The sequence below is a fragment of the Pseudomonas sp. NPDC078416 genome (assembly GCF_050268485.1).
Taxonomy (GTDB): domain Bacteria; phylum Pseudomonadota; class Gammaproteobacteria; order Pseudomonadales; family Pseudomonadaceae; genus Aquipseudomonas.
Window position 1 is genome coordinate 30,896 of the sequence record NZ_JBNNGV010000025.1, and the last position, 25,107, is coordinate 56,002.

At 61.1% G+C, this 25,107-nt stretch carries 27 protein-coding genes and 1 pseudogene; 16 read left to right on the plus strand and 12 right to left on the minus strand.

The genetic code is table 11. The features are described from left to right. Positions 1 to 3: 3 nt before the first annotated feature. From ACQKEN_RS19450 to ACQKEN_RS19475, 6 genes are all read left to right on the plus strand, one after another. Positions 4 to 594 (plus strand): YggT family protein, encoded by a 591-nt coding sequence (locus ACQKEN_RS19450; protein ID WP_065991147.1) that lies wholly within the window; start codon positions 4 to 6, stop codon positions 592 to 594. Positions 595 to 908: 314 nt separating this feature from the next. Continuing rightward, positions 909 to 2,048 carry a homoserine O-succinyltransferase MetX gene (gene metX, locus ACQKEN_RS19455; RefSeq protein WP_427688012.1) on the plus strand — a complete coding sequence of 380 codons (1,140 nt, stop codon included), beginning with the start codon at positions 909 to 911 and terminating at the stop codon, positions 2,046 to 2,048. 7 nt (positions 2,049 to 2,055) lie between these two features. Then, the gene (metW, locus tag ACQKEN_RS19460) at positions 2,056 to 2,676 is read left to right on the plus strand and encodes a methionine biosynthesis protein MetW (RefSeq protein WP_037018844.1); all 621 of its coding nucleotides are present in this window, start codon (positions 2,056 to 2,058) and stop codon (positions 2,674 to 2,676) included. Between the two features lie 133 nt (positions 2,677 to 2,809). Beyond that, positions 2,810 to 3,418 (plus strand): RdgB/HAM1 family non-canonical purine NTP pyrophosphatase, encoded by a 609-nt coding sequence (rdgB, locus tag ACQKEN_RS19465; RefSeq protein WP_427688062.1) that lies wholly within the window; start codon positions 2,810 to 2,812, stop codon positions 3,416 to 3,418. Then, positions 3,415 to 4,629 carry a radical SAM family heme chaperone HemW gene (gene hemW / locus ACQKEN_RS19470; protein WP_427688014.1) on the plus strand — a complete coding sequence of 405 codons (1,215 nt, stop codon included), beginning with the start codon at positions 3,415 to 3,417 and terminating at the stop codon, positions 4,627 to 4,629. The genes rdgB and hemW overlap by 4 nt, the downstream gene beginning before the upstream one ends. Before the next feature lie 22 nt (positions 4,630 to 4,651). Next, positions 4,652 to 4,975 carry a DUF3392 domain-containing protein gene (locus tag ACQKEN_RS19475; protein ID WP_427688016.1) on the plus strand — a complete coding sequence of 108 codons (324 nt, stop codon included), beginning with the start codon at positions 4,652 to 4,654 and terminating at the stop codon, positions 4,973 to 4,975. Positions 4,976 to 5,068: 93 nt separating this feature from the next. Here ACQKEN_RS19475 and ACQKEN_RS19480 read toward each other — a convergent pair whose 3' ends face one another. The 5 genes from ACQKEN_RS19480 to ACQKEN_RS19500 form a co-directional block, all read right to left on the minus strand. After that, positions 5,069 to 5,509, minus strand: coding sequence for a hypothetical protein (locus ACQKEN_RS19480; RefSeq protein ID WP_065991133.1), 441 nt, complete (start codon positions 5,507 to 5,509; stop codon positions 5,069 to 5,071). Between the two features lie 204 nt (positions 5,510 to 5,713). After that, a complete protein-coding gene (gene trmB / locus ACQKEN_RS19485) occupies positions 5,714 to 6,427 on the minus strand; it encodes a tRNA (guanosine(46)-N7)-methyltransferase TrmB (RefSeq protein ID WP_427688064.1) in 714 nt (237 codons plus the stop codon). 55 nt (positions 6,428 to 6,482) lie between these two features. Continuing rightward, complete coding sequence (locus tag ACQKEN_RS19490; RefSeq protein WP_074892362.1) at positions 6,483 to 7,277, minus strand: thiazole synthase; 795 nt, start codon at positions 7,275 to 7,277, stop codon at positions 6,483 to 6,485. Between the two features lie 66 nt (positions 7,278 to 7,343). After that, positions 7,344 to 7,544 (minus strand): sulfur carrier protein ThiS, encoded by a 201-nt coding sequence (thiS, locus tag ACQKEN_RS19495; RefSeq protein WP_192172987.1) that lies wholly within the window; start codon positions 7,542 to 7,544, stop codon positions 7,344 to 7,346. Between the two features lie 136 nt (positions 7,545 to 7,680). Beyond that, complete coding sequence (locus ACQKEN_RS19500) at positions 7,681 to 8,064, minus strand: DUF423 domain-containing protein (RefSeq protein WP_065991125.1); 384 nt, start codon at positions 8,062 to 8,064, stop codon at positions 7,681 to 7,683. Positions 8,065 to 8,139: 75 nt separating this feature from the next. Here ACQKEN_RS19500 and mtgA point away from each other — a divergent pair, with 75 nt between their 5' ends. Next, entirely contained in the window at positions 8,140 to 8,850 is a 711-nt protein-coding gene (mtgA, locus tag ACQKEN_RS19505; protein ID WP_427688019.1) for a monofunctional biosynthetic peptidoglycan transglycosylase, read from the plus strand. Between the two features lie 482 nt (positions 8,851 to 9,332). On the opposite strand, the gene rpoH is transcribed toward mtgA, so the two are convergent. The 4 genes from rpoH to ftsY form a co-directional block, all read right to left on the minus strand. Further along, entirely contained in the window at positions 9,333 to 10,187 is an 855-nt protein-coding gene (rpoH, locus tag ACQKEN_RS19510) for an RNA polymerase sigma factor RpoH (protein WP_037018833.1), read from the minus strand. Positions 10,188 to 10,318: 131 nt separating this feature from the next. After that, positions 10,319 to 11,344, minus strand: a complete 1,026-nt coding sequence (gene ftsX / locus ACQKEN_RS19515) for a permease-like cell division protein FtsX (RefSeq protein WP_427688021.1) — start codon at positions 11,342 to 11,344, stop codon at positions 10,319 to 10,321. After that, positions 11,341 to 12,012: a cell division ATP-binding protein FtsE gene (ftsE, locus tag ACQKEN_RS19520; protein ID WP_037018829.1), complete on the minus strand. Its 672-nt coding sequence runs from the start codon at positions 12,010 to 12,012 to the stop codon at positions 11,341 to 11,343. The genes ftsX and ftsE overlap by 4 nt, the downstream gene beginning before the upstream one ends. Beyond that, positions 12,009 to 13,562 (minus strand): signal recognition particle-docking protein FtsY, encoded by a 1,554-nt coding sequence (gene ftsY / locus ACQKEN_RS19525; protein WP_427688024.1) that lies wholly within the window; start codon positions 13,560 to 13,562, stop codon positions 12,009 to 12,011. Before ftsY ends, ftsE begins: the two co-directional genes overlap by 4 nt. 279 nt (positions 13,563 to 13,841) lie before the next feature. Here ftsY and ACQKEN_RS19530 point away from each other — a divergent pair, with 279 nt between their 5' ends. The 6 genes and pseudogenes from ACQKEN_RS19530 (at position 13,842) to ACQKEN_RS19555 (ending at position 19,423) form a co-directional block, all read left to right on the plus strand. Then, a complete protein-coding gene (locus ACQKEN_RS19530; RefSeq protein WP_427688026.1) occupies positions 13,842 to 15,194 on the plus strand; it encodes a M16 family metallopeptidase in 1,353 nt (450 codons plus the stop codon). Between the two features lie 116 nt (positions 15,195 to 15,310). Beyond that, a pseudogene (locus ACQKEN_RS19535) lies at positions 15,311 to 16,687 on the plus strand (M16 family metallopeptidase); the annotation flags it as partial. Continuing rightward, a complete protein-coding gene (gene rsmD / locus ACQKEN_RS19540) occupies positions 16,687 to 17,307 on the plus strand; it encodes a 16S rRNA (guanine(966)-N(2))-methyltransferase RsmD (RefSeq protein ID WP_065991110.1) in 621 nt (206 codons plus the stop codon). The pseudogene ACQKEN_RS19535 and the gene rsmD, both read left to right, overlap by 1 nt. Continuing rightward, complete coding sequence (locus ACQKEN_RS19545) at positions 17,291 to 18,307, plus strand: hydrolase (protein WP_427688028.1); 1,017 nt, start codon at positions 17,291 to 17,293, stop codon at positions 18,305 to 18,307. The genes rsmD and ACQKEN_RS19545 overlap by 17 nt, the downstream gene beginning before the upstream one ends. A gap of 67 nt (positions 18,308 to 18,374) precedes the next feature. Beyond that, positions 18,375 to 19,103 carry an AzlC family ABC transporter permease gene (locus ACQKEN_RS19550; RefSeq protein ID WP_427688030.1) on the plus strand — a complete coding sequence of 243 codons (729 nt, stop codon included), beginning with the start codon at positions 18,375 to 18,377 and terminating at the stop codon, positions 19,101 to 19,103. Continuing rightward, positions 19,100 to 19,423 carry an AzlD domain-containing protein gene (locus ACQKEN_RS19555; RefSeq protein ID WP_427688031.1) on the plus strand — a complete coding sequence of 108 codons (324 nt, stop codon included), beginning with the start codon at positions 19,100 to 19,102 and terminating at the stop codon, positions 19,421 to 19,423. The genes ACQKEN_RS19550 and ACQKEN_RS19555 overlap by 4 nt, the downstream gene beginning before the upstream one ends. 18 nt (positions 19,424 to 19,441) lie before the next feature. On the opposite strand, the gene ACQKEN_RS19560 is transcribed toward ACQKEN_RS19555, so the two are convergent. From ACQKEN_RS19560 to ACQKEN_RS19570, 3 genes are all read right to left on the minus strand, one after another. Next, positions 19,442 to 20,296, minus strand: a complete 855-nt coding sequence (locus ACQKEN_RS19560; protein WP_427688033.1) for a sulfurtransferase — start codon at positions 20,294 to 20,296, stop codon at positions 19,442 to 19,444. Positions 20,297 to 20,359: 63 nt separating this feature from the next. Next, positions 20,360 to 21,046: a TetR/AcrR family transcriptional regulator gene (locus ACQKEN_RS19565; RefSeq protein ID WP_427688034.1), complete on the minus strand. Its 687-nt coding sequence runs from the start codon at positions 21,044 to 21,046 to the stop codon at positions 20,360 to 20,362. A 75-nt stretch (positions 21,047 to 21,121) separates the two neighbouring features. Beyond that, positions 21,122 to 22,315 carry an MFS transporter gene (locus ACQKEN_RS19570; protein ID WP_427688036.1) on the minus strand — a complete coding sequence of 398 codons (1,194 nt, stop codon included), beginning with the start codon at positions 22,313 to 22,315 and terminating at the stop codon, positions 21,122 to 21,124. 146 nt (positions 22,316 to 22,461) lie between these two features. Between ACQKEN_RS19570 and ACQKEN_RS19575 the strand changes: the two genes are divergently transcribed. From ACQKEN_RS19575 to ACQKEN_RS19585, 3 genes are all read left to right on the plus strand, one after another. Next, positions 22,462 to 23,901: a coniferyl aldehyde dehydrogenase gene (locus tag ACQKEN_RS19575; RefSeq protein ID WP_427688038.1), complete on the plus strand. Its 1,440-nt coding sequence runs from the start codon at positions 22,462 to 22,464 to the stop codon at positions 23,899 to 23,901. 307 nt (positions 23,902 to 24,208) lie between these two features. Beyond that, positions 24,209 to 24,688 (plus strand): pantetheine-phosphate adenylyltransferase, encoded by a 480-nt coding sequence (gene coaD / locus ACQKEN_RS19580; RefSeq protein WP_065991094.1) that lies wholly within the window; start codon positions 24,209 to 24,211, stop codon positions 24,686 to 24,688. Positions 24,689 to 24,787: 99 nt separating this feature from the next. Beyond that, on the plus strand, positions 24,788 to 25,039 hold the full coding sequence (locus ACQKEN_RS19585; RefSeq protein WP_065991092.1) for a YfhL family 4Fe-4S dicluster ferredoxin: 252 nt from the start codon (positions 24,788 to 24,790) through the stop codon (positions 25,037 to 25,039). Positions 25,040 to 25,107: the final 68 nt, after the last annotated feature.

Here is a 25,107-nt window from a genome sequence, read left to right on the forward strand (position 1 = left end):
CTCATGAATGCACTCACCGGCGCCACGATTTTCGTCATCCAGACGCTCATCAGCCTGTACCTGACCATCGTTCTGCTGCGCTTCGTGCTGCAGCTGGTCAAAGCCAACTTCTACAACCCGCTCTGCCAGTTCGCCGTCCGTGCGACCCAGCCGTTGCTCAAGCCTATTCGGCGCATCGTGCCGAGCGTCTTCGGACTCGACACGTCCTCGCTGCTGCTGGCGATCGTCATTCAGGCGCTGTTGATGGCCTTCGTGCTGATGATGACCTACGGCACCATCGGCGATATCCCGCACCTGTTGATGTGGTCGATCATCGGTATCACGTCGCTGCTGCTGAAGATTTTCTGGGTGGCGATGATCATCATGGTCATCGTTTCGTGGATTGCTCCGGGCAGCCACAACCCGGCCGCCGAGCTGGCCTACCAGATCAGCGAACCAATCCTGGCGCCGTTCCGTCGCATCATCCCCAACCTGGGCGGCATGGACATCTCGCCGATCTTCGCCTTTATCGCGATTCAGGTGCTGCAGTCCTACGTCATGCCTGCGCTGGCGGCCTACGCCGGAATGCCCCAAGAGCTGTGGCGTTTGATCTGACAGTCAGGGCGACGACGTCATTTGCCGTCGCCCTTTTCCCTGCCTTACGACCATCGCGCCTGCTGACGGCGTAGGAGCGTGGCTTGTCCCGCGATCGGCTGCGCAGCAGTCGTAAACCTGAAAATTCGGTATGGCTGAACCACCGCGCCGTGTGATTTCAGGATTGCTGCGCAACCCATCGCGGGACAAGCCACGCTCCTACGCCCTCCGGGCAGAATCCAAAGCGCTACCCTCCGCGAAATCAGCCATTTACTTTGTTGCCGCACCCCGGCGCGATCTTTAGACTTACGCCTCATTTCAGCGAGAGCAGGTCGATGTCCACGGTCTTTCCCAAAGATTCTGTCGGTCTAGTCACGCCGCAAACGGCGCATTTCAATGAGCCGCTGGCCTTGGCCTGCGGCCGTTCGTTGCCTGCCTACGATCTCATCTACGAAACCTACGGCCAGCTCAACGCCGCCAAGAGCAACGCGGTGCTGATTTGCCACGCGCTGTCGGGTCATCACCACGCGGCGGGCTACCACAGCGTCGAAGACCGCAAGCCGGGCTGGTGGGACAGCTGCATCGGCCCCGGCAAACCCATCGACACCGACACGTTCTTCGTCGTCAGCCTGAACAACCTTGGCGGCTGCAACGGCTCCACCGGCCCCAGCAGCATCAACCCGGAAACCGGCAGGCCCTTTGGCGCCGACTTCCCGGTGTTGACGGTCGAAGACTGGGTGCACAGCCAGGCGCGTCTGGCCGACAGGCTGGGCGTCGATCAATGGGCCGCCATCGTCGGCGGCAGCCTGGGCGGCATGCAGGCGCTGCAATGGACGATCACCTACCCCGAGCGTGTGCGGCACTGTCTGGCGATTGCTTCCGCGCCCAAGCTGTCGGCGCAGAACATCGCGTTCAACGAAGTCGCGCGGCAGGCGATCCTGACGGACCCGGAATTCCACGGCGGCTCGTTTCAGGAACACGGCGTGATCCCCAAGCGCGGCCTGATGCTGGCACGCATGGTCGGGCACATCACGTACCTGTCCGATGACTCGATGGGTGAGAAATTCGGCCGGGGCCTGAAAAACGAAAACCTCAACTACGACTTCCACAGCGTGGAATTCCAGGTCGAAAGCTACCTGCGGTATCAGGGCGAGGAGTTTTCCGGGCGTTTCGACGCCAACACCTACCTGCTGATGACCAAGGCGTTGGACTACTTCGATCCGGCCGCCAACTTCAACGACAACCTCGCCGCCACCTTCGCCAATGCCAGCGCCAGGTTCTGCGTGATGTCGTTCACCACCGACTGGCGCTTCTCCCCGGCCCGCTCGCGTGAGTTGGTCGACGCGCTGATGGCGGCGAAAAAGGACGTCTGCTATCTGGAGATTGATGCGCCCCAGGGCCACGACGCCTTCCTGATCCCGATCCCGCGCTACTTGCAGGCCTTCTCCAGCTACATGAACCGAATTGCACTCTGAGGACACCATGAGAGCCGACCTGGAAATCATCCAAGACTGGATACCGGCAGGCAGCCGTGTGCTCGACCTTGGCTGCGGCGACGGCGAATTGCTGGCCTGGCTGCAGCAGCACAAACAAGTGACGGGCTACGGCCTGGAAAACGACGCCGATAACATCGCGCGCTGCGTGGCGCGGGGCGTCAATGTCATCGAACAGGATCTGGACAAGGGGCTGGGCAACTTCGCCAGCAACAGTTTCGATGTTGTGGTGATGACCCAGGCGCTTCAGGCCGTGCACTATCCGGACCGCATCCTCGACGAAATGCTGCGCGTGGGCCGTCAGTGCATCATCACCTTTCCCAACTTCGGGCACTGGCGTTGCCGCTGGTACCTGGCGAGCAAGGGGCGGATGCCGGTTTCCGAGTTCCTGCCGTACACCTGGTACAACACGCCGAATATCCACTTCTGCACCTTCGAAGATTTCGAAGAGCTGTGCCGGGGTCGCTCGGCGAAGGTCATTGATCGGCTGGCGGTCGATCAACAGCATCGGCACGGCTGGGCCAGCAAGCTTTGGCCTAACCTGTTGGGGGAAATCGGCATCTATCGGGTCAGCAGCCCAGGCTTGCAGGACCACCAGATTGCCGTGTGACCCAATGCCGAGCGGTGAATGATCATCGCTCGTCCAGCGTCAGCGTCTCGCTTCCAAACCTGAAGGGCGACAGCGACGCGAATGCGCTCAGCTTCAATCAGCAGATTTTCACGCAGCCGATTTTCACGGACTCATCATGAACCTCACCCAGCTCGTACTGGCCAGCCACAACGCCGGCAAACTCAAAGAACTTCAGGCCATGCTCGGCGCCAGCGTACATCTGCGCTCGATCGGCGAGTTCAGCACCGTGGAGCCAGAAGAAACCGGGCTGTCGTTCGTCGAGAACGCCATCCTCAAGGCGCGCAATGCCGCGCGTATTTCCGGTCTGCCGGCGCTGGCCGATGACTCGGGGCTGGCGGTGGATTACCTGGGCGGTGCGCCGGGCATCTATTCCGCGCGTTACGCCGACGGCCAGGGTGATGCGGCAAACAACGCGAAATTGCTGGACGCCCTCAAGGACGTCCCCGCCGAGCAACGCGGCGCCCAGTTCGTCTGCGTGCTGGCACTCGTGCGCCACGCCGACGACCCGCTGCCGATCCTCTGCGAAGGCCTGTGGCACGGCCGCATCCTCACCGCCGCCAGCGGCGAGCAGGGCTTTGGTTATGACCCGCTGTTCTGGGTGCCGGAGCGCAACTGCTCAAGCGCCGAACTCACCCCGGCCGACAAGAACCAGATCAGCCACCGCGCCCGCGCCATGGCCATCCTGCGTCAGCGTCTGGGGCTGAGCCCTGATCAGCAATGACTCAGGATTCCACGACCCGGCCGCTGATTCTCGGCGCGGCCGGTTTCTCCTCTGAGCAGCCGCGGGCGCCGCTTGCCGATCTGCCGCCGCTTTCGCTGTACATCCATATCCCGTGGTGCGTGCGCAAATGCCCGTATTGCGATTTCAACTCCCACACGGCGAGCCCCGTATTGCCGGAGCAGGAGTACGTCGACGCGCTGCTGGCCGATCTCGACCAGGACTTGCCCCACGTCTACGGCCGCGAGTTGAGCACGATCTTTTTCGGTGGCGGTACGCCCAGCCTGTTCAGCGCCGATGCGCTGGGACGTCTGCTGCGCGGTGTTGAGCAACGCATCCGCTTCGCGCCCGACATCGAGATTACGCTGGAAGCCAACCCCGGCACCTTCGAGCAGGTGAAATTCAGCGCGTATCGGGGCTTGGGCATCAATCGGCTGTCCATCGGCATCCAGAGCTTTCAGGAAGCCAAGCTCAAGGCGCTCGGGCGTATCCATAACGGCGATGAGGCCGTGCGCGCGGCGGACATGGCCCGTCAGGCAGGTTTCGACAACTTCAACCTGGACCTGATGCATGGCTTGCCGGATCAATCCCAGGAAGACGCGCTTGGCGATCTGCGTCAGGCGATCGCCCTCGCACCGACGCACATTTCCTGGTATCAGCTGACCCTTGAGCCGAATACAGTCTTCTGGAATCAGCCGCCCACACTGCCGGAAGACGACATCCTCTGGGACATTCAAGAGGCCGGTCAGACCCTGCTTCGGGAAAACGGCTACGCCCAATACGAAGTGTCGGCTTACGCCCAACCGGGACGCGAAGCGCGACATAACCTGAATTACTGGAGCTTCGGGGACTTTATCGGGATCGGCGCGGGGGCCCACGGCAAGCTCAGCCACCCGGACGGGCGCATCATCCGCACCTGGAAAACCCGATTGCCCAAGGATTACCTCAATCCGGCCAAGGCCTATCAAGCTGGCGAAAAGCTGCTGCCACTGGATGAGATGCCGTTTGAGTTTTTGATGAACGCCCTGCGCCTGACAAAAGGCGTGGACGCTGCATTATTTCAGCGCCGCACCGGTCTAAGCGTCGATTCGCTCGCCAGCGCCCGTCTTGAGGCGGAACAACGCTGCTTGCTGGAAACCGATCCGTCACGGCTGGTGGCGACCCCTCGCGGCCAGTTATTCCTCAACGACCTGCTGCAGCACTTTCTTCTGTAAGGCTCAACACTAAGGACACTGAATGGAATTCGTACTCGACTTGCTGGCCACTGTCTCGCGCTGGAGTCGCAGCAATTTGTCGGAAATCTCCCTGGCATTGGTGGGCTGTCTGCTGATTCTGTTCGGGACGGACATCAAGGGCTGGATCGAAGGCCGCATCGGCAGCTTTGCCGGCGCTCTGCGCATTCCGATCATGGCGCTGCTCTGCACCGTCGGCAGTGGCGCTGCGCTGATTTATGCCACGCCGTGGGTCGTGCGCGGCTTGAGCCAGTTCAACAACTACAGCCTGGCGCCGGTGTTGGTGGTGGTGCTGGTGTTGATCGGGGTCGTGGCCGATCGGAAGTAACCGACCGGAAATGCAAAAGCGCCCTTGCCCGCCATGGCGGGAAGGGCGCTCTCAAGACATCACACTCCGCTGTTGCCGAATGCGATCAGCCCATTAGCGAATGCTCTGGATGCTGCCTTTATTGCCGGTCACTTTCACGTTCACTTGCTTGAAGATGAAGTAATCGTTGACGGTAACCTCATAGCGCGGCGCGACGATCAGGTCGGAACCGGACGATTTGACGGCCTTGAACGCAGCGGCTGCCTTGGTGGAGGAAATCGGGTCCGGAAGAGGCAGGCCCATGCCACCGCCGCTCGCACCGCCGTAGGTCACGCCGTCAGCGAACTGAGTGTCGCCGCCGATGTTCAACCAGCCGAACAGCACATTGGTGGACGACTCGCCGCTGATGGCTTCACCGACTTTGACATCAGCCTTCAGATCAGTCTTCACATCGCCGGACAGCGAAGCGCTTGGCTGGCTGACGTTGTAGCTGACACAGCCGCTGGTGGTCGCGATCAGCGTGGCGATAGCAGCCATTTGCCAAAATTTGTTCATCTTCATTCCTCGTCATCAATAGTGATATATGCAACGGCGGGGACTATGAAGATAAGAACTGAAAATGGATGTCGGACGATTCCGAAGACCTTGTAGCCTTCTTAGGAAGAAATCGAAGGGTTCGTCATACGAGGCAATTAGCGGCTGAAATGAGCCGTAAAAACTCAAAAGCGGCCGCAAGGGCCGCCTCTGGTCGAGAAGTGATCAGGCCAGCTTCTCGAATTTCAGATCCCAAACCCCGTGGCCGAGGCGTTCGCCACGGCGCTCGAACTTGGTGATCGGACGTTCCGCAGGGCGCGGAACGCATTTACCGTCTTCGGCCAGGTTGCGGTAACCCGGGGCCACATTCATGACTTCCAGCATGTATTCGGCATACGGTTCCCAGTCGGTCGCCATATGCAGCACGCCGCCCGGCTTCAACTTGGTGCGTACCAGTTCGGCAAACTCGGCCTGGACGATACGGCGCTTGTGATGGCGCGACTTGTGCCACGGATCAGGGAAGAACAGCATCAGCCGGTCCAGGCTGTTGTCAGCCACACAACGGTTGAGCACTTCGATTGCATCGCAATCATAAACCCGCAGGTTGGTAAGCCCCTGGGTCAGCACACCGTTGAGCAAGGCACCGACGCCCGGACGGTGCACCTCCACGCCGATGAAATCCTGCTCTGGCGCGGCGGCAGCCATCTCCAGCAGCGAGTGCCCCATGCCGAAACCGATTTCGAGGGTACGCGGCGCCGAACGACCAAACACCTGATCAAAATCCACCGGGGCGTCCGCCAGCGGCAGCACGAACCGTTCTTTGCCTTGGTCCAGGCCGCGTTGCTGGCCTTCGGTCATGCGACCGGCGCGCATCACGAAGCTCTTGATGCGGCGGTGATGGCTGTCATCGCCTGGCGCTTTGGCATTTTCGTCATTCATCACTTCATCGTCCGGAAGTGGGTCGGGCGTTTGCGAATCAATCATCAACAGGCTCTTACTTGATCAGACCATCCAGCGGCGAGGATGCGCTGGCATAGAGTTTCTTGGGCATACGACCGGCCAGGTAAGCCATGCGTCCCGCCAGAATGGCGTGCTTCATGGCTTCGGCCATCAGCACCGGGTGCTGCGCGTGAGCGATGGCCGAGTTCATCAGCACCGCTTCGCATCCCAGTTCCATGGCGATAGTGGCATCGGACGCAGTCCCGACACCGGCATCCACCAGCACCGGGACTTTCGATTCTTCGAGGATGATCTGCAGGTTGTACGGGTTGCAGATCCCCAGGCCAGTACCGATCAGGCCCGCGAGGGGCATCACCGCGCAGCAACCGATTTCGGCGAGCTGACGGGCAATGATCGGGTCATCGCTGGTGTAGACCATGACGTCGAAGCCGTCCCGAACCAGCGTTTCGGCTGCCTTTAGGGTCTCGATGACATTGGGGAACAGGGTTTTCTGGTCAGCGAGGACTTCCAGCTTGACCAGATTGTGGCCATCGAGCAGCTCGCGGGCCAGACGGCAGGTGCGCACGGCTTCGATGGCGTCGTAGCAACCGGCAGTGTTCGGCAGGATGGTGTAGCGGTCCGGCGGCAGCACGTCCAGCAGGTTCGGTTCGCCCGGGTTCTGCCCCAGGTTGGTCCGGCGCACGGCAACGGTGACAATCTCGGCGCCCGAGGCTTCGATGGCCAGTCGGGTCTGTTCCATGTCCGTGTACTTGCCAGTGCCGACCAGCAGGCGCGACTGAAAAGTACGACCGGCCACGGTAAACGGCTTGTCGCTGCGAACGTTGCTCATCTGAATTCCTCTTTACGGTTGAGGTTCTTGCAGTGCTTGCGGATCAGGCCTGCGGCACGTCGAAGGCTAACCGCCACCGATGGCGTGCACCACTTCGACCTGATCGCCTTCGGTCAGCGTCGTGGCGGCATGCTGGCTGCGCGGGACGATGTCCAGATTGAGCTCGACGGCGACTCGGCGCCCGGTCAGATCCAGACGTGTCAGCAATCCTGCGACGGTCTCGCCGTCGGGAAGCTCAAAGGATTCACCGTTCAACTGAATGCGCATGCGAGGGGGCAGCCATCATTTTAGGGGGCGAGCATTCTAGCCCGATCGGCCGGTATGACCAAGGCAAAGCCACGCCATTCGTCTCAGGCGTGGCCGAGGGTTGCTGCGCGCTCGACATAAGCGCACGCATTCGGGATCAGAGCGTGTCGAGGCCCAGGCGCCATGCCGTCCAGCCAAGAATGGCCCAACCGATCAGGAAAAACAGGCCGCCGAAGGGAGTGATGATGCCCAGCTTGGTCGCGCCGGTCAGCGTCATCAGGTAAAGGCTGCCGGAAAACAGGATGATGCCCAGTGTGAAAGAGATCCCTGCGTAAGTCACGAGCCGGCCCTGGATCTGCATCGCCAGCAGTGCCACGCCGAAAATCGCCAGCGCATGAATCAGCTGATAGAGCACGCCGGTGTGGAAGACCGCCAGGTACTCGGGCGTCAGGCGATTTTTCAGGCCATGGGCCGCGAACGCGCCAAGGGCAACGCCGGTGAATCCGAAGAAGGAGGCCAGCATCAGAAAGGTTCGTAACATGTACAACTCCAGGCAAGTTCAATGACGCGTGGTCTGTATAATGGCCCGCTCAACCGGTTCGGCCAAGCCATCTCTATGCTGCAATTACTCCTCCGTCGTGTCACCAAAGGCCTGCTCTGGTTCGCAGCGGCAAGTGTCGTGCTGGTACTGATTTTTCGCTGGGTCCCTCCTCCCTTCACCGCATTGATGGTCGAACGCAAGATCGAATCCTGGTTCGACGGGCAGCCCATTGACCTGCAGCGCGACTGGGAATCATGGGACAACATCTCCAATGACCTGAAAATCGCCGTCATCGCTGGCGAGGATCAGAAGTTCGCCGAGCATTGGGGTTTCGATATCGACGCCATCCAGGCCGCACTGGTTCACAACGAACGCGGCGGTTCACTGCGCGGGGCGAGTACGCTGAGCCAGCAGGTGTCGAAAAACCTGTTTCTGTGGTCGGGCCGCAGCTATTTTCGCAAGGGTCTTGAAGCCTGGTTTACCGGGCTGATCGAGGTGTTCTGGTCCAAGCAGCGCATTCTCGAGGTGTACCTGAACAGCGTGGAATGGGACGACGGGGTCTTCGGCGCCCAGGCCGCTGCGCAGCATCACTTTCATGTGAATGCGAGCCAGCTGTCCACGCAACAGGCGAGTTACTTGGCCGCCGTCCTGCCCAACCCCCGGGAATGGAGCGCAAGCCATCCCAGCAGCTACGTCTCACGCCGCGCAGGCTGGATCCGCCAGCAGATGAGGCAGCTGGGTGGGGATGAGTATTTGACGGGGCTGAATCACAGCCGCAAGTGGTAAGCCACGATCCCTGTAGGAGCCGGCTTGCTGGCGAACGCCCCCTGTCAGTGGATAAAGAGGTGACTGACACACCGCATTCGCGGGCAAGCGCGCTCCTACAGTTGATTTGCGTCGTCCATCAATCTGCATCCACGCCGGTAATCCCCGTGGTAACCATCTCGCAGGTCTAAAGTCCCGAGATAACATGGCATGGAACGCGGTCTGCCTCTGCCCGCAGGGCGTAGGAGCGCGCTTGCCCGCGAAGGCGTTCTCGGGGCGCCGGCCTTCACGCCTGACACGACGCCTATGGATCAATCCACGCAAATCCGTAGCGGGCTTGCTGGCGAATGCGCGCGTTCAGACACTAGCTAACGAATGCCATATGAGGTTCGCCAGCAAGCCGGCTCCTACGGATTGTCGTTGGAGGCAACCAGATTTAGCGTCGGCCCCACAAACAAAAACGCCCCGATCATATCGGGGCGTTTTGCGTTTCGGCGCGGCGATCAGGCAGCGATCGACAGCTTCAGCTTGTTCATCGCGCTCTTCTCAAGCTGACGAATCCGCTCGGCAGAGACGTTGTACTTCTCGGCCAGGTCATGCAGCGTCGCTTTTTCTTCCGCCAGCCAGCGTTGATAGAGAATATCTCGGCTGCGGTCGTCGAGCACGTTCAGCGCTTCGTGCAGATTGGCCGTCGAGCTGTCAGTCCAGTCGGAATCTTCCAGCTGACGCGCCGGATCGTAACGATGGTCTTCCAGGTAGTTGGCCGGCGACTGGAAAGCGCTGTCGTCGTCAGCTTCTGCTGCCGGGTCGAACGCCATATCATGGCCGGTCAGACGGCTTTCCATCTCACGCACTTCACGGGGCTCGACGCCCAGGCTTTCTGCTACGCGATGCACTTCTTCGTTGTTCAGCCAGGCCAGACGCTTCTTCTGACTGCGCAGGTTAAAGAACAACTTGCGCTGAGCCTTGGTGGTCGCGACCTTCACGATGCGCCAGTTGCGCAGGATGAACTCGTGAATTTCTGCTTTGATCCAGTGCACTGCAAAGGACACCAGACGCACGCCCATCTCGGGGTTGAAGCGCTTAACGGCCTTCATCAGGCCAACGTTACCTTCCTGAATCAGGTCAGCCTGAGCCAGCCCATAACCGGAATAACTGCGTGCGATATGCACGACAAATCGCAGGTGGGCGAGCACCATCTGCCGAGCCGCCCCCAGATCCTGCTCGTAATAGAGACTCTCGGCCAGTTCACGCTCCTGCTCAGGCGTCAGCAGTGGAATGCTGTTTACCGTATGCACATAGGCTTCCAGGTTTGCACCCGGAACCAAGGCATAAGCAGGTTGCAAAGAAGTGGTCATACGAAAAAACCTCCGACACATAACTCGTGCAGTTCAGCACTGCGAAATTGACCGGGAACCGCTAGACAAGTTCCCTGAGCTGAAAAGTCAATAGGTGAAACAAAATTTACTAACGAGGTTGCTACTCAACACTAACGAGGTGCCAACTCTCTTAAATGGCGCGCTACCGCAATCCACGCACCGATATACCCCAACAGCACCGCTCCAAGCAAGAGCGACAAGCCGTCTGACACTGGCACGCCGGCGAGGGCAAAATTGCTGCCGTAGAGCCCGGCCAGCCTGACCACCGCTTCGTTCAACCAGTCTAGCCCGAAAGCCAGAACACCCCAGGAAAGAACGCCAGCGCCCAGCCCGTACAACGCCCCCATATAAAGGAAGGGCCGACGCACGTAGCTGTCCGTACCGCCTACCAACTTGATGACCTCGATTTCCGTACGACGGTTCTCGATGTGCAGACGAATGGTGTTGCCGATGACCAGCAGCAGCGCCGCGACCAGCAATACGGTGAGCCCGAAAACGAACCGGTCTCCCAGCTTGAGGATAGCGGCCAGACGCTCGACCCAGACCAGGTCAAGTTGGGCCTGCTGCACTTTAGGCAGCTCGGCCAGACGCGTACGTAACGCCTCCAGCGCGGCTTTGTCAACTTCCAGTGGGGTCACCAGCACAACGCCGGGCAGCGGGTTTTCAGGCAGCTCCTTCAGCGCCTCGCCCAAGCCGGACTGTTTCTGGAATTCGTTCAGCGCCTCATCGCGGCTGATGTACTCGGCATCAGCGACGCCCGGCATTTCCTTGATCTGACGAACCAGGCCTTCGCCTTCGCTCGGCGACGCTTCCAGTTGCAGATACAGGGAGATCTGCGCCGCACGCTGCCATGAACCGCCCAAGCGCTCGACATTGCTCAACAACAACGACAAGCCCATCGGCAGGCTCAAGGCAATCGCCATCACCAGACAGGTAAAAAAGCTGCCGATGGGCTGCTTGCCGAGACGGCGCAAGCTGTCCAGCAGGCTTGAACGGTGGGCTTCGATCCAGGCGTTGAACAACTCGCCGAAACTCGGGCCGTCATCGTCATCGCGCTTCTTTTTCTTTTGCGGCGCCGGGTCTGAAGCCTTGGGCGCTACGCGTTCGGAAACCTTGGGGCTGCGAGTGGCACTCATACGCCAGCCTCCCCGTCGCCGATCAATCGGCCGCGCTGTAACGTCAGCATGCGATGGCGCATGCGCGCGATCAATGCCAGGTCGTGGCTTGCAATCAGCACGCTGGTGCCCAGTCGGTTGATGTCTTCGAACACACCCATGATTTCGGCCGCCAGTCGCGGGTCAAGGTTACCGGTGGGTTCGTCCGCCAGCAGCAGGGCCGGGCGGTGAACGATGGCGCGGGCGATGCCGACGCGCTGTTGCTGACCGGTGGACAAGTCGCCCGGGTACAGCTCGGCTTTATCAGACAACGCCACGCGCTCAAGGGCCGAGTCGACGCGCTTGACCACTTCGGTCTTGGACAAGCCGAGTATCTGCAGCGGCAGCGCGACGTTGTTGAACACCGTGCGATCAAACAGCAGCTGGTGATTCTGGAACACGACGCCGATCTGACGACGCAGAAACGGAATCTGCGCGGTGCTGATCTGGCCGAGATCCTGACCCGCCAGCAAAAGCTTGCCGGTGGTCGGACGTTCCATCGCCAGCAGCAGGCGCAGCAAGGTGCTCTTGCCCGCGCCGGAGTGACCGGTCACAAACAGAAATTCTCCACGACGCACTCGAAAGCTCAGCTCATGCAAGCCGACGTGTCCGTTCGGATAGCGTTTACCGACCTGTTCGAAACGAATCATGGGCGCTCCCGCTCGGCGAATAGGGCTTGGACGAACGGTTCCGCTTCGAAGGTTCGCAGATCGTCGATGCCTTCACCGACACCGATGTAGCGAATCGGCAGGCCGAACTGCTTGGCCAGGGCGAAGATCACGCCGCCCTTGGCCGTGCCGTCGAGCTTGGTCAGCGCAAGGCCGGTGAGCTGGACGGTCTGGTTGAACTGTTTGGCCTGATTGATGGCGTTCTGGCCCGTGCCGGCGTCCAGCACCAGCAAGACCTCATGGGGAGCGTCGGCGTCGAGCTTGCCGATCACGCGGCGAACCTTCTTCAGCTCTTCCATCAGGTTGTCTTTGGTGTGCAGACGGCCCGCCGTGTCGGCGATCAGCACGTCGATGCCGCGCGCTTTGGCGGCCTGAACGGCATCGAAAATCACCGAAGCCGAATCAGCGCCCGTGTGTTGGGCGATGACCGGGATCTTGTTGCGCTCGCCCCAGACCTGCAGCTGCTCAACGGCTGCAGCACGGAAGGTGTCGCCCGCTGCCAGCATGACCTTTTTGCCTTCCAGCTGAAGCTTCTTGGCCAGCTTGCCGATGGTGGTGGTTTTACCCGCACCGTTGACGCCCACGACCAGAATCACGAATGGTTTGTGCTGTGCCGTGATGACCAGCGGTGCTTCCACTGGCTTGAGCATTTCGGTCAGCTCGTTCTGGAGCGACTTGTACAGCGCGTCGCTGTCGGTGAGCTGCTTGCGCGCCACTTTCTGCGTCAAGTTGCGCACGATCGCCGACGTTGCTTCCACGCCGACGTCTGCGGTCAACAGTCGGGTTTCCAGCTCGTCGAGCATGTCGTCGTCGATGGCTTTCTTGCCCAGGAACAGGCTGGCCATCCCCTCGCCCAGGCTGGCGCTGGTTTTCGAAAGGCCCTGCTTCAGGCGCGCGAAAAAACCAGGCTGCTTGGGTGCGCTGGATCCTTCAGACGGGACAGGGGGCACGCTCGTTTCCAGAACGGGTACGGCAGCTGCGGCTGGAACCATCGGCGCTGTCGTCAACGGCGGCGTCAGCGCAGGGAGATCATTGCCGGAAACCGGATCAGGCAGCGCGACGGGGGTCGGCTCGATGGACGGAGCCGCTTCGAACGATGTCGTATCGATGACCGCCGGTTGAGCGGGCACCTCAGCCGATGGAGCGACTGCGGACTCCACGTTGGACTCGGTGTGAACCGGGATGGGCGGCGTAACGTGAGGCTCGCGCTCATCGGTGAAAGCCACTGGCTCTTCAGCAACAGGCAGGTGAAGCCAAGGATCTTCGACCGGGGCCGAAAGCGCCTCAGTCGTAGCGGTTTGTGGCAAGGGCTGCGGCGCGGTTTGCGACGCATGCTGGGCCGGGATGACCGGGGCGTTGTTCTGCTCAGCAACAGCCGGGGCCTGATCGGGCACGGACTCTGGCGCTGGTGCGGGGGCATTCTGAGGCGGCTCGGGAGTGACTTCCTGCGGCTTTTTGCGCAGCCATCCGAACAGGCCTTTTTTCTCGCCAGCCGGGGCTGGGGTCTTCTTGTCGTCGTTGGAACCAAACATGGAGGACGGCTATCTCACGGTAACGACGCGCCAGAGCGGCGCCTCTGAAAAATTCTGTATGCGAAACAGACTGCTTTTATGTCCGCTTGTTCATAGGTTGCCCACGTCAAATAATCGGACCGTCGCCGGACCGTCCTACATGCGAATTCGGGCCAGGTCCTACAAGGTCTGTTTACGGCTCGGACATCTTAGCCATAGTCGTCAGGCAAACTGGCCGCTATCCTAACACCCCCGCGCCCGCTGACGCTAAGCAGGCCGTCTCCAAGGTTCAAATCACGAATGAATGCTCTAGCCCGCTGTGCCGCAGGCCTGCTGCTCAGCACAATCTGTTTGCCCTTCGCCGCATCGGCTGCCGACCCACAACCCACCACCGAATTCACGCTGGACAACGGCCTGAAGGTCGTCGTGCGTGAAGATCATCGCGCGCCGGTCGTGGTGTCGCAGGTCTGGTACAAGGTCGGCTCCAGCTACGAGACGCCTGGCCAGACGGGCCTTTCCCATGCGCTGGAACACATGATGTTCAAGGGCAGCTCGAAGGCGGGTCCCGGCGAAGCATCGCTGATTCTGCGCGACCTGGGCGCGGAAGAGAACGCGTTCACCAGCGATGACTACACCGCTTATTACCAAGTGCTGGCCCGTGATCGACTGGCCGTTGCTTTCGAACTGGAAGCCGACCGCATGGCCACCCTGCGCCTGCCCCCTGAAGAGTTCGCGCGGGAAATCGAAGTTATCAAGGAAGAGCGCCGCCTGCGCACCGATGACAAGCCGAACGCCAAGGCCTATGAGCGCTTCAAGGCCATCGCTTACCCCGCCAGCGGCTACCACACGCCCACCATTGGCTGGATGGCTGACCTTGACCGCATGACGGTCGAGGAGCTGCGCCACTGGTATGAATCCTGGTACGTGCCCAACAACGCCACGCTGGTGGTGGTCGGCGACGTGAAGCCCGATGAGGTGAAAGCCCTGGCTGAGCGCTTCTTCGGCCCGGTGCAACGCCGCGATGTGCCGCCGTCGAAAAAGCCGCTGGAGCTTGCCGAACCTGGCCTGCGCCAGATCACCGTGCATGTCGCCACGCAGATGCCGAGCCTGATGTATGGCTTCAACGTGCCGAGCCTGGCTACCGCCACCGATCCGCAGTCCGTCAACGCACTGCGCCTGATCTCGGCCTTGCTCGACGGCGGCTACAGCGCGCGCATCCCCACGCGTCTGGAGCGCGGCGAAGAGCTGGTCACCGGCGCTTCATCCGACTACGACGCCTACACCCGCGGCGACAGCCTGTTCACCATCAGCGCCACGCCCAATCAGCAGAAGAAGAAAACCCTCGCCGACGCTGAAGCCGGCATCTGGCGCCTGCTCGACGAACTGAAAACCAAGCCGCCCGCCAAGGAAGAGCTGGAACGGGTCCGCGCCCAGGTGATCGCCGGATTGGTGTACGAGCGCGACTCCATTACCAGTCAGGCCAGCACCATCGGCGAACTGGAAACAGTGGGCCTGTCCTGGAGGCTCATCGATCAGGAACTGGCCGCGCTGCAAAGCGTGACGCCGGAAGACATCCAGAAAGCCGCCCGTACTTATTTCACCCGCGAGCGCCTCGCCGTTGCGCATGTTTTGCCTGAGGAGAAAGCCCAATGAGCCAGCGCAACGAATCCCGCTTTGCGCGAACGCGGGCCTGCTCGTTCGCGCTCGCCGTGACCTTTGGTCTGTTGGGTGCCGCGTCGGCAATGGCAGAGACTGCCACCGATGCCCCGAAAGCCATCGACAAGGCCGCGAACACGCTGGAATCCCTGAAAGAGCTGGACGGTAAAGCGCCGGCTCGCCGCTCGCTGAACATCCAGTCGTGGAATACCGCCGAAGGCGCTCGCGTGCTGTTTGTCGAAGCCCATGAGCTGCCGATGTTCGACATGCGCCTGCTGTTCGCGGCCGGCAGCAGTCAGGACGGCGGCAACCCCGGCATCGCGCTGGTCACCAATGCGATGCTTAACGAGGGCGTCAAAGGCAAGAACGTCAGCGCCATCGCCGAAGGTTTCGAAGGGCTGGGCGCTGATTTCGGCAACGGCTCCTATCGCGACATGGCGATCGCTTCGCTGCGCAGCCTGAGCGCCGCCGACAAGCGCGAGCCCGCGTTGAAACTGTTTGCCGACGTGGTGGGCAAACCGACGTTTCCGGCGGACTCGCTGGCGCGGATCAAAAACCAGTTGCTGGCGAGCTTCGAATATCAAAAGCAGAACCCGGGCAAGCTGGCAGGCGACGAGCTTTTCAAGCGGTTGTACGGCGATCATCCCTACGCGCACCCGAGCATGGGCACGGCCAAAAGCATCGCGCCTCTGACCCTGGCTCAGTTGAAGGCCTTTCATGCCAAGGCCTACGCCGCCGGCAACGCGGTGATTGCGCTGGTTGGCGACCTGACACGCGCCGAAGCCGAAGCAGTTGCGTCCCAGGTTTCAGCCGCGCTGCCTAAAGGCCCGGCGCTGGCACAAACCGTCGCACCGACCGAACCCAAGCCGAGTGAAACCCACATCGAGTTTCCGTCCAAGCAGACGCACCTGATGCTGGCTGAACTGGGCATCACTCGAGGCGACCCTGACTATGCGGCCCTGTCACTGGGCAACTCGATCCTCGGTGGCGGCGGATTTGGCAGCCGCCTGATGACCGAAGTGCGGGAAAAGCGCGGCCTGACCTACGGTGTGTCTTCAGGCTTCACGCCAATGCAGGCTCAGGGTCCGTTCATGATCAGCCTGCAGACCCGGGCCGAACTGAGCGAAAACACCCTCAAGCTGGTCAAGGACATCACCCGTGACTTCCTTGCCAACGGCCCCACCCAGAAAGAACTCGACGATGCCAAGCGCGAACTGGCCGGCAGCTTTCCTCTGGCGACTGCCAGCAATGCGGCCATCGTTGGCCAACTGGGCGCGGTCGGCTTCTATAATCTGCCGCTGACCTACCTTGAAGATTTCATGACGCAGTCCCAGAGCGTCACGGTCGAGCAGATCAAAACCGTGATGAACAAACATCTGGACGCTGACAAGCTGGTGATCGTGACTGCAGGTCCGACCGTCCCGCAGAAGCCACTGCCGCCCCCTACTGACAAACCCGCCGAGCAACCGCTTGGCGTTCCGGAGCACTGATGACCTCGACTTCAAAGCCGCCGCGTATCCACAAAGGGCACAAAATCCACACGGGCCTCGGCCAACTGCGGATCATCGGCGGCGAATGGCGCAGTCGGCGTCTGAGTTTCCCTGATGCCCCTGGTCTGCGCCCGACGCCGGATCGTGTGCGTGAAACCCTGTTCAACTGGTTGGCCCCGTACATCGAGGGCGCGCGCGTCCTCGATCCGTTCGCCGGCAGTGGCGCGCTGTACCTAGAAGCCCTGTCCCGCGGAGCCAGCATGGGTCTGGCGCTGGACACCAACTCGATGGCGATCTCCAGCCTGCGCGAACACCTCGGCACACTGCGCTGCACCGTCGGCAAAACCGCTACCGGCGACGCGCTCCGCCATCTGGAAACCCAGCCGGCCGAACAATTCGACGTGGTGTTCCTCGACCCGCCGTTCCACCAGGACTTGCTGATGCCTGCCTGCACGCTGCTGGAAGAGCGCAACTGGCTGGCGGACAGCGCGTGGATCTACACCGAAAGCGAAACCGCGCCGTCGACGCTGGGCATGCCCGCCAACTGGCGCCTGCACCGTGAAAAGAAAGCCGGTCAGGTTCACTACGCGGTATGGGAACGCAGTGCCGTCGCGAGCTGACCTTCCCGGGTTCGTCCCGGCGTTCGGCCTGGGCAACCCGCACTTGCAGACCCTGTGGGGACCGCTCTGGCGTCCGACCACTCACCTCGAGCGCCGGCGCGAGCGCGTCTGGCTGGAAGACGGCGATTTCCTCGACATGGACTGGCACGGCCCGCACGACGCAAACGTGCCGGTCGTGCTCGTGTTGCACGGTCTGACCGGCTCGTCCAACTCCCCCTATGTCGCCGGGCTACAGCACGCCATGGAAAAACGTGGCTGGGCGAGTGTCGCCCTCAACTGGCGAGGCTGTTCAGGGGAGCCGAACCTGTTGCCCCGCAGCTATCACTCCGGCGCCAGCGAAGACCTTGCCGCCGTGATCGATCATCTGCGCAAGGCCCGACCACTGGCGCCCCTTTACGCTGTCGGGTACTCCCTCGGCGGCAACATCTTGCTCAAGCACCTCGGCGAAACCGGGATCGACAGCCACCTGCAAGGCGCTGCGGCGGTGTCGGTACCGTTTCGTCTGGACGAATGCGCCGACCGGATCGGGATGGGGTTTTCCAAGGTTTATCAACGGCACTTCATGCGCGAGATGGTTGGGTACATCAAGGACAAGCAGAGACGCTTTCAGCACGAAGGCCTCAGCGATGGGCTGGCAGAACTGGCAGCCCTGGGTTCGCTGAAAGACATGCGCACTTTCTGGGATTTCGACGGGCGCGTGACAGCGCCGCTCAATGGCTTCGTGGACGCCCATGATTATTACCGGCGCGCGTCCAGTCGATACTTCCTCGGCGCCATCCGCACGCCAACCCTGCTGATTCAGTCCCTGGACGACCCGTTCGTGTTCAAGCACAGCCTCCCTGAAGCCTCTGAGCTGTCGTCCAGCACCGAGTTCGACCTGCAGAAAAAAGGCGGGCACGTGGGCTTTGTCGGCGGCACCATCAGAACGCCGACGTATTACCTGGAGCAACGGATTCCGGCGTGGCTGACGGACGTCCATGGTGCGCAGATAAAGCGCTAGCACCTGCACGATCGTTCAAGACACGTATGCGCCACCCGCTTACCATCGGGACATAAGGAGAAAAACCATGTCCCGTAATCAATTCTTCGTCCGCGGCCTTCGCGACAGCGTGCCGATGCTGGTCGGCATTGCACCGTTCGGCATTATCTTCGGCACCCTCGCCGGTGTGGGCGGCCTTACGCTCTGGCAGGCGGTCGGCATGTCGATGTTCGTTTACGCAGGATCGGCGCAATTCATCGTCATCAGTTTGATGGGCGCCGGGGCCGGGGCGGTGGTGATTCTGTTGACGACGTTCATCGTCAATCTGCGCCACGTGCTGTACAGCGCCACCTTGCAACCGCAGGTTCAGGGTATGCCCCAGCGCTGGCGTTTGTTGCTGGCGTTCTGGCTGACGGACGAAACCTTCGCCATCGTTCAACGCCACTACCTGGTTCATGGCCGGACGCCGCTGGCGCACTGGTATTGGCTGGGCGTGGCGAGCTCCCTGTATGCCTGCTGGGTGAGCAGCTCACTGGTGGGCGTGCTGTTTGGTCAGGCTTTTCCCGACATGCCCAGTTGGGGCCTGGAGTTCGCGATGCTGGCAACGTTCATCGGTATCGTCGTGCCCTTGCTGCACAACCAGCCGCAGATCGCTGCCGCGTTGGTCGCGGGCGCGGTTGCCCTGCTGACGTGGTCGTGGCCCTACAAACTGGGGCTCATGGCCGCAGCCTTCAGTGGGATCGCCGCCGGGGTGTTTCTGGAAAGACGGCAGGCTGAAAGGCAGGACGACGTGAACCCGAACGAGGTACGCCCATGACGTACTGGTGGCTGATTCTGGGTATGGCCGCGATCACTTTTCTGATGCGCTACAGCCTGTTCGCCTGGCCGAACCTGCGCTTCCCGCCAGTGGTGCGCCAAGGCCTGCATTACGTACCCACCGCCGTGCTGACGGCGATCGTCGTGCCTGGCATGTTGCTGCCCGACGGCGCGCACTGGCAGCTGTCGCTGGACAACGCCTATTTGCTGGCCGGGATCGTGTCCATTGGCATCGCGGCCATCAGCCGCAATCTCCTGGCGACCATCGGCGGCGGATTGCTGGTGTTCTTCTTGCTGCGCTGGGCGATGGGGCAGATGTGAGGCACACACGCCGCCACCTTAGTCGCCGGTCGCAACGCCTCGCTGTGGATCATTGATCCACTCGCTCCACGACCCCGCGTACAGCGCGCCCAATGGATACCCGGCGAGGGCCAAGGCAAACAGGTTGTGACAGGCCGTCACGCCGGAACCGCAATAGGCGACGAGCTCATGGGCAGGACGGCCTTGCAAGGCCTCGGCAAACCGCTGCTTCAGTTGCTCCACCGGGAGAAATCGGCCATCCGGCCCGAGGTTGTCAGTGAACGCCGCGCATTGCGCGCCGGGGATGTGCCCGGCGATAGGATCGATGGGCTCGACCTCACCCCGGAAGCGCGCGGGTGCACGCGCGTCGATCAGCGTCATGGCGGGATCGCCGATGCGGGCCTGTAGTTGCTCGGCCGTTATCACCATTGAGTCATCCGGCACGCCGTCGAACGAACCCTCGGGTTGGTGCGGCGGATCAAGACTCAGCGGCAGACCCGCCGCATGCCAGGCCTTGAGCCCGCCATCGAGCACAGACACGCCGTCGCGCTTGCCCAGCCACGCCAGCAACCACCAGGCTCGGGCGGCATAAGCACCCGGGCCATCGTCATACAGCACGATATCGCTCTGATTGTTCACACCCCAGAACCGCAAACGCTCGATCAGCATCTGCGGATCCGGCAGCGGGTGGCGACCGGTGACACCTTTGGTGATGGCCCCACTGAGATCATTGAGCAAGTCAGCGTAGGAAGCGCCTTCGATATGACCCTCTGCGTAGCTGCGCTGGCCGTAGTCCAAATCGTCCAGCGATGAACGACAATCCAGTATCACAAGCCCGGGCTTTGTCAGGCGTTCTGACAATTGTTGCGGGCTGATCAATTGTGCGATGGACATGACAGGCTCCTGCAGGCAGTAAAAAAGGGCGATATGACAATCGATTGAGACAACCGGGCCGATTCAGCCAGCGTCTTCCAGTGCCTTGGCCAATGGCACATAAAACTCCGCGCACAACGCATTCACCGCTTCCCGCGCCTCTGGCGTGACGTAGGCCAGTTCCAGCATCAGCACCTGATAGACCCCGCGACGAATCGCGTCCTCATTCAGGTGGGCGGCGTTTTCCCGCGTGGTACACAGAAAACGTACCCATGACGTGAGGATGATCCAGGCATTGAGCGTCAGCGATTCGATCTGGACTTTGTCCATGCTCAGAATCTGTGCGTCGACAAAGCCGCGGTAAATGGACATCGCCTTGATCAGGCAGTGTTGGGAAAAGCGTCGGTAACGCACTGCCAGTTCTGAATCGGTTTCAAGCAGATGCTCCAGGTCCCGGTGCAGAAAACGGTAGCGCCACATGCCGTCAAGAATCGCCATCAAGTAATGGCGCTTGTCTTCAACGCCCGGCAGACGGCCCTTGGGCGGGTGCAGAAAGCTGTCAACCAGCGTTTCGTATTCGGTGAACAACTCGGCGATGATCGCCTGCTTGTTGGGGAAGTGGTAGTACAGATTGCCGGGCGACATTTCCATGTGCGCTGCGATGTGGTTGGTGCTGACGCTGCGCTCGCCCTGCTGATTGAACAGCTCCAGGCTGCTGTGCACGATGCGTTCACGGGTGTTGATGCGTACGGTTTTGATGCGCGGCGCCATGTTCAACTCGAACGTCGAAACGTAACAGGGATGTGCCGGATCTTAACGCAAGCGTCGGCCCCGTTGCAGACTTCATCACTCCAGGGCGGTCGCCACCCGGAGCCGAGCCACCGCCGCCACGCCAACGCCGAGCACACCTGCCGCCAGCGCGTTGATCAAAATGACGCCACGCAGCCCGATCGGCGCCGTCAGCACCCCGACCAGCAGACCGGCCAGCGGTTGCGACAGATTGTTCAGCAAAGTGATAACCCCCACTGTTTTACCAAAGTCCCGGGCCGGAATGACCCGCTGACGAATGCTGCGCATGTAGACGTTGAACATTTTGTCGAAGCCGACGATCAGCAGAAAGCCGACAAGGTAGACCTCGGAGGACGCACTCGTGGCGGTAATGAATGCCCCCAGCAGCAAGGCGATGTATGACATCGCACTGAGCAATTTCAGCGGCAGGCTGATCCGCGCAAGGACAAACAAAATCGCGATGGTCAGCAAGGCACCCACGGCCTGCAGCCCGGCGTAGAAGTCTTTGCTCTCGCCAAACGAGCCGATCACCATGGCGGCCGAGCTGGCCAGGGTGACACCGACGACCAGGTTGACGCCAACCGCCAACAAGATGATTTTCTTCAGTTCGGCCAATCGGAAGATGTGTCCGAAAGCGATGTTCAACGGCTGCGTCCAGCGGCCGGCGTGCTGATCAAAGCGCTCCAGCGTGACATCGCTCTTGCGTTGCCAGACCCCCATGGCGAGATCCGCCGCAACGAAAACCAGTGCCACACCGATGACGACGCCCCACCATGGGCAGATTTCCAGCGCCAGCGCCGCCAGCAGTGGGCCGAGCACCAGGCCGGTCTGGTCGGCAATTTGAGAGTAGGACAGCGTCTTGCCGTAGCGGTAATCCGGAAAAATGTGCGGCATCACCACTTCCCTGGCCATGATTCCCTGGGTGGTCAGGACGCCGCAGATCGCTGACAGCCCGATCAGCCAGCCGATGCCGCCAAACAGCCCGTAAAGCCCCATCGCGACCAGGCAGATAACAGCCCGGTAAACCTGACTGATGTGCAGCAGCCGGATGGGCGAGTATTTGTCGCAGAGTGCGCCGCAAATCGGGAAGGCAAGGAAGCGCGGCAACGTCTCGACGAAGAACGCCAGCCCCGCCAGGGACGCGCTGTTGGTGGTTTGAAAGACAATCAGCGGCACCAGAAACAGCAGAACCTGATCGGCGAGGCGGGAGAGGAACAGCGAAATGAAAAACGCCAGATAGTCCGTGCGCATTGAGACTCCGTGTCAGGTAGTGCGGGGCGGAAGTTCAGTTTTTGCCAGGACAGTCTGGCGTGCGCCTGCGAGCGAACGCAAGGGCCGTTGACTTCGTAGAGCAATGACTCTAAAAGCACTGCATAACTTCAACAAGGACCGCGGCGATGCTCATCGAATCCATCACTCTGCCATGTGCAGACGAGGCTCCTTCCCCGCGCAGCAGTTTGGAGCTGGTAGTCGACGCACAGCGGCGCGCGTTCGCCGCCAATCCGATGCCGGCGGTGCAAGAGCGCCAGCAATGGCTCGACCGCTTGCACACGCTGCTCAGCACCGAGCGCCAGGCGATCATCGACGCGATCAGCGCTGATTTCAGCCACCGCAGCGCCGATGAAACCCTCCTCGCCGAACTGATGCCCTGCCTGCACAACATCCGCCACGCCCAGCGTCATCTGAAGAAATGGATGCGGCCTTCGCGCCGAAGCGTTGGCATGGCGTTCCAGCCCGCCAGCGCGAAAGTCGTTTACCAGCCACTGGGCGTGATTGGCGTGGTGGTGCCGTGGAATTACCCGCTGTTCCTGGCCATCGGGCCGCTGGTGGGCGCATTGGCGGCGGGTAATCGTGTGATGCTCAAGCTCAGCGAATCCACGCCCTCCACCGGTGCTCTGTTGAAAACCCTGCTGGCGCGGGTGTTCACGGAAGACCACGTCGCCGTTGTGCTGGGTGACGCGGACGTCGGCGTGGCCTTTTCCAGGCTGCCGTTTGATCATTTATTGTTCACCGGCGCCACCAGCGTCGGGCGGCATGTCATGCGGGCGGCGGCGGAAAACCTGACGCCGGTAACGCTGGAGCTGGGGGGCAAATCCCCCGCCATTGTGTCCCGCGACGTGCCGCTGAAGGATGCCGCCGAACGCATCGCTTTCGGCAAAACCCTCAACGCCGGACAAACCTGCGTGGCCCCCGACTACGTGCTGGTGCCCAGGGATCGCATTGACGAATTCGTCGAATCCTACAAGGAAGCGGTCACACGCTTTTATCCGACATTGAGGGACAACCCGGATTACACCGCGATCATCAATCAGCGGCATGTCGCACGCCTGAATTCATATCTTGCCGACGCGAAAACCAAGGGCGCCCGGGTGATACAGCTGTTCGCCGAGGGGCAGGACCGCAGGATGCCGTTCAGCCTGATTCTGGATGTGAGCGACGACATGCTGATCATGCAGGACGAGATCTTCGGCCCGCTGCTGCCGATCGTGCCCTACGACCAGATCGAGCACGCATTCGCCTACATCAATCAGCGCCCCAGGCCACTGGCGCTGTACTACTTCGGCTACGATCGGCATGAACAGAACCGGGTGCTGGAGCAGACGCATTCGGGCGGCGTCTGCCTGAATGACACCCTGCTGCATGTCGCCCAGGACGACTTGCCTTTCGGCGGCATCGGCGCGTCGGGTATGGGCCATTACCACGGGCACGAGGGTTTTCTGACGTTCAGCCATGCCAAAGGCGTATTGATCAAGCAACGCTTCAACGCCGCACGCCTGATCTACCCGCCCTATGGAAAGGCAATCCAGAAGCTGATTCAGAAACTGTTCGTGCGCTGATCCTTTTGCAAACCCTGACCGACACCACGCGCCCGGCCAGCGGCAATGGATATGGAAACTTGTGGGGACCGGCTTTAGCCTGGAAGGCATTTGGTGTTACACCACAAAATGTGTGGCGCTCAAACCGGCCTCTTCCCGGCTGAAGCCGGTCCCACTATTTGAACGCGGCCAACCTGTACGACCGGCTTTAGCCGGGAAGGTGTGTCGCGCTACACCGCAAAGCATCACTGCACGCTTCGGCAGCTTGGCCGGCTCAGCGTGCTGCGCTACCATCCAGTCCCCAACGAACTCCGACCAGGACGACGCGATGAACCGAGTGTTGTACCCCGGCACCTTCGACCCAATCACCAAGGGTCATGGCGATCTGGTCGAGCGCGCCTCGCGCCTGTTCGATCAAGTGGTCATCGCTGTCGCCGCCAGCCCGAAGAAAAACCCGCTGTTTCCTCTGGAGCAACGTGTCGCCCTTGCACGTGAAGCGACCAAACACCTGCATAACGTGGAAGTCGTAGGATTTTCGACGCTGCTGGCGCACTTCGCCCAGGAACAGAACGCCAACATCCTGCTGCGAGGCCTGCGCGCGGTGTCGGATTTCGAGTACGAATTCCAGCTCGCCAACATGAACAAGCAACTGGCTCCCGACATCGAAAGTCTTTTTCTTACGCCTTCCGAACGCTATTCGTTCATTTCATCTACGCTGGTCAGGGAAATCGCAGCGTTGGGCGGCGATATCACTAAGTTCGTACACCCCGCCGTGGCCCAGGCGCTGAGCGAACGCTTCAAAGCCTGAGGCCTTGCGTCGAGGTAAGGTGCATACCGAGCGCTAATGCGGCACAATTCGCCGCATTCGTTTTGATATGCCCCGGTGTCGACCGTGGCAGGAGTATCCATGTCCCTGATCATCACCGACGATTGCATCAATTGCGACGTCTGCGAACCCGAGTGCCCGAACGAAGCGATTTCCCAGGGTGAAGAGATCTACGTGATCAATCCCAACCTGTGCACCGAATGCGTCGGCCACTATGACGAGCCGCAGTGCCAGCAGGTCTGCCCCGTGGATTGCATCCCGTTGGATGAAAACCATGTGGAGAGCAAGGATGAGCTCATGGCCAAGTACAACCTGATCACCAGCAAGGCATAACCGGACGCATATCCTGTCGGCATACGTGCTTTCGCCGAAGACACTGGCTTTAACGCCTGTTGAATTGA